Origin of the sequence: Pseudonocardia sp. SID8383 (assembly GCF_009864975.1) — a bacterium.
In the GTDB taxonomy this organism is placed as follows: domain Bacteria; phylum Actinomycetota; class Actinomycetes; order Mycobacteriales; family Pseudonocardiaceae; genus Pseudonocardia; species Pseudonocardia alni.
In genome coordinates, this window is record NZ_WWFY01001195.1 from 1 (window position 1) to 2961 (window position 2961).

The window sequence follows — 2961 nt, forward strand, 5'->3', positions numbered from 1 at the left end:
CCGCGCCCTGGCCCGGCGGCACGCCGATGGCGTCGCCCCCGCCTGAGCCCTCCCGATCCGGTCCGGTGCGTTCCGCGGAACGCACCCGGACATCGGTCCTCAGTCCTCCCGGTCGGGCGAGCTCGCCTGTGCCCGGTAGCGGCGCGGGATCCGACCGGCGTGCCGGGCGTCCCAGCCCGCCTCCACCCCGCGGCGCATCGCGCGGGCCATCCGCTCCGGGTCGGCGGCACGGGTGACGGCGGTGGCGAGCAGGACCGCGTCGCAGCCCAGCTCCATCGCCAGCGCCGCCTCCGAGGCGGTGCCGATCCCGGCGTCGAGCACGACCGGCACGCCCGCGGCGGCCACGATCATCTCGATGTTGTGCGGGTTGCGGATGCCCAGCCCGGTCCCGATCGGCGAGCCGAGCGGCATGACCGCGGCGCACCCGACCTGCTCCAGGCGACGGGCGAGGACCGGGTCGTCGTTGGTGTAGGGCAGCACGGTGAAGCCGTCGTCGACGAGCTGCTCGGCGGCGTCGAGGAGCTCGACCGGGTCGGGCAGCAGCGTCGTCTCGTCGGCGACGACCTCCAGCTTGACCAGGTCGGTCTCCATCGCCTCGCGCGCCATCCGCGCCGTGAGCACCGCCTCGGCGGCGGTCCGGCAGCCGGCAGTGTTGGGCAGCACGGCGATCCCGAGGCGGCGCAGCAGGTCCAGCAGCCCGGTCCCGCCCGCGACGTCGACACGGCGCAGCGCCACCGTCGTCAGCTCGGTGCCGGACGCGACCAGCGCCCGCTCCAGGATCTCCAGGTTCGCGGCACCACCGGTGCCCATCACCAGCCGCGAGTCGAACAGGTGGTCACCGAACGCGAGCTTGTCGGTCTGCACTGCCATGCTCATCCTCCCTGTACCGCGGTCAGTACCTCGACCCGCGCGCCGTCGGCGGGGCGGTGCCCGGCCCACGACGTGCGCGGCACGACCTCCCCGTCCACGGCGACGGCGATCCCCCGCTCCGGCAGCCCGGCCTCGGCCAGGATCCGGGCGAGGTCGGCGCCGTCGTCGACGTCGCGGTGCTCGCCGTTCAGCACGATCCGCATCAGTGGTTCCCCTCCTCGCGTGCCCCGGCGGCGGCCGGGGCGAACCGTCGCGGATCCGCCGCGCGGACCGGTCCCGGTACGTCGTCGCCGCGCAGCAGCGCCGCGACGGCCGCCGCGGTCACCGGTACCAGCAGCATCCCGTTGCGGCCGTGCCCGGTGGCCGCGACCAGCCCGTCGGGCCCGGTGCGCCCGATCAGCGGCAGGTTGTCCCGGCTGCCAGGCCGCAGCCCGGCGGCGGTCTCGGTCAGGGCGTACTCGGCGATGCCGGGCAGGATCCGCTCCGCGTCGCGCAGCAGGTCGCGCACCCCACCGACGGTGACGTCGGTGTCGAAGCCGTTCTCGGCGGTCGTCGCGCCGATCACGAGGTCGCCGTACCCGGGCAGCGTCCGCGGCACGGCGTACACCGGGCGCCCGTCGACGAGCGCCCGCACCGTCCGCGACGGCGGCGGCAGGGCACCGGCGCGGCGGGTCAGCCGCAGGATCTCGCCCTTCACCGGGCGGACCAGCCCGTCGAGCACCGGGTGCAGCGACGACGAGTGCGCCCCCGCCGCGACGACGACCGCGTCCGCCGCGATCTCGGTCCCGTCCGCGAGCCGCACGCCGGTGACACGGGCGCCGTCGTCGAGCACGCGCGCGACCCCGCGGTCGGAGACGACGACCCCGGCCCGCCCGGCCGCGGTCGCCAGCGCGGCGAGCAGCCGCCGGTTGTCCACCGACGGGTCGTCGGGCACCGAGAGGCCGCCACGGACCTCCGGGCCCAGCGCGGGTTCGAGCCGGCGCAGCTCGCGACCGGTCAGCCGGTGCACGTCCCGGCCGAGGGACTCCAGGTAGTCCGCGAGCGCGGTCAGCTCGGCGCGGTCCCCCGACCCGGTCGCGGCGACGACGGTGCCCTCCGGGTGCAACCCGGCGTCGGTGCCGGCGTCGGCGGACAGAGCCGCGGCGAACTCCGGCCAGCGTGCGACCGAGTCCAGCCCGAGGGCGAGGAGATCCTCCTCGCCGGGCCAGGCCTCGGTGACCGGGGCGAGCATCCCGCCGGCCACCCAGGACGCGCCGCGACCGGGGGCCGGGTCGAACACCGTCACCGACCAGCCGTCGCGAGCCGCCGCGCGGGCGACGGACAGGCCGACGGCCCCCGCACCCGCGACGACCAGCCGTCCGGCACTCGCGCTCATGGGATCCACCTCACTCCCTGCGCCGGCATGACCCGGATCAGGTTCGACGGTCGGGACCGCGTCGCGGGTCCCCTCTCAGCCCGCTGCCCGGGCTCCCGTGGTTCGTCGTCGTCCGGGGCCCAGGCTACGCCGTAGCCTGCGAGCCGTGTCCGACACCGATACCCGTCCCGGCACCGGCGACACCCGTCGCACCCGGCTCGACGGCCTCACCGACGCCCGTCTCTACCTGTGCACCGACGCCCGCACCGCGCGCGGTGACCTGGCGGAGTTCGCCGACGCCGCGCTCGCCGGCGGGGTCGACATCGTCCAGCTGCGGGACAAGGGCGGGCCCGACGGGCCGCTGGAGGCGAGCGCCGAGCTCGCCGCACTGGAGGTGCTCGCCGACGCCTGCCGCCGGCACGGCGCGCTGCTCGCGGTGAACGACCGCGCCGACGTCGCGCTCGCCGCGGGCGCCGACGTGCTGCACCTCGGCCAGGACGACCTGCCGGTGGCGTGGGCGCGCCGGGTCGTCGGCGACGACGTGCTCATCGGCCGGTCCTCGCACAGCCCCGCCGAGACCCTGACCGCCGCCGACGAGGACGGCGTGGACTACTTCTGCGTCGGCCCGTGCTGGCCGACCCCGACCAAGCCGGGACGTCCGGCCCCCGGCCTGGACCTGGTGCGCACGGTCGCCGGACGGGCCCCGGCGCGGCCGTGGTTCGCGATCGGGGGCATCG

General features: G+C 76.9%; 4 protein-coding genes and 1 riboswitch. Of the genes, 1 reads left to right on the top strand and 3 read right to left on the bottom strand.

Annotation, left to right across the window (positions count from 1 at the left end):
• Positions 1 to 99 precede the first annotated feature (99 nt).
• The 3 genes from GTW08_RS29085 to thiO form a co-directional block, all read right to left on the bottom strand.
• Complete coding sequence (locus tag GTW08_RS29085; protein WP_139282893.1) at positions 100 to 870, bottom strand: thiazole synthase; 771 nt, start codon at positions 868 to 870, stop codon at positions 100 to 102.
• A 2-nt stretch (positions 871 to 872) separates the two neighbouring features.
• A complete protein-coding gene (gene thiS / locus GTW08_RS29090; RefSeq protein WP_062398305.1) occupies positions 873 to 1073 on the bottom strand; it encodes a sulfur carrier protein ThiS in 201 nt (66 codons plus the stop codon).
• Entirely contained in the window at positions 1073 to 2245 is a 1173-nt protein-coding gene (gene thiO, locus GTW08_RS29095; protein ID WP_073576681.1) for a glycine oxidase ThiO, read from the bottom strand. Before thiO ends, thiS begins: the two co-directional genes overlap by 1 nt.
• Positions 2242 to 2351, bottom strand: a riboswitch (TPP riboswitch). (Overlaps the previous gene by 4 nt.)
• A 39-nt stretch (positions 2352 to 2390) precedes the next feature.
• On the opposite strand from thiO, the gene thiE reads away from it, so the two are divergent.
• The coding region (gene thiE / locus GTW08_RS29100; RefSeq protein ID WP_161152803.1) for a thiamine phosphate synthase at positions 2391 to 2961 on the top strand (571 nt) is incomplete at its 3' end.

What these genes read in the sequence shown, in the direction of transcription:
- GTW08_RS29085 (WP_139282893.1), bottom strand. Translation starts at nt 870, where the DNA reads ATGGCAGTGCAGACCGACAAGCTCGCGTTCGGTGACCACCTGTTCGAC.
- thiS (WP_062398305.1), bottom strand. Translation starts at nt 1,073, where the DNA reads ATGCGGATCGTGCTGAACGGCGAGCACCGCGACGTCGACGACGGCGCC.
- thiO (WP_073576681.1), bottom strand. Translation starts at nt 2,245, where the DNA reads ATGAGCGCGAGTGCCGGACGGCTGGTCGTCGCGGGTGCGGGGGCCGTC.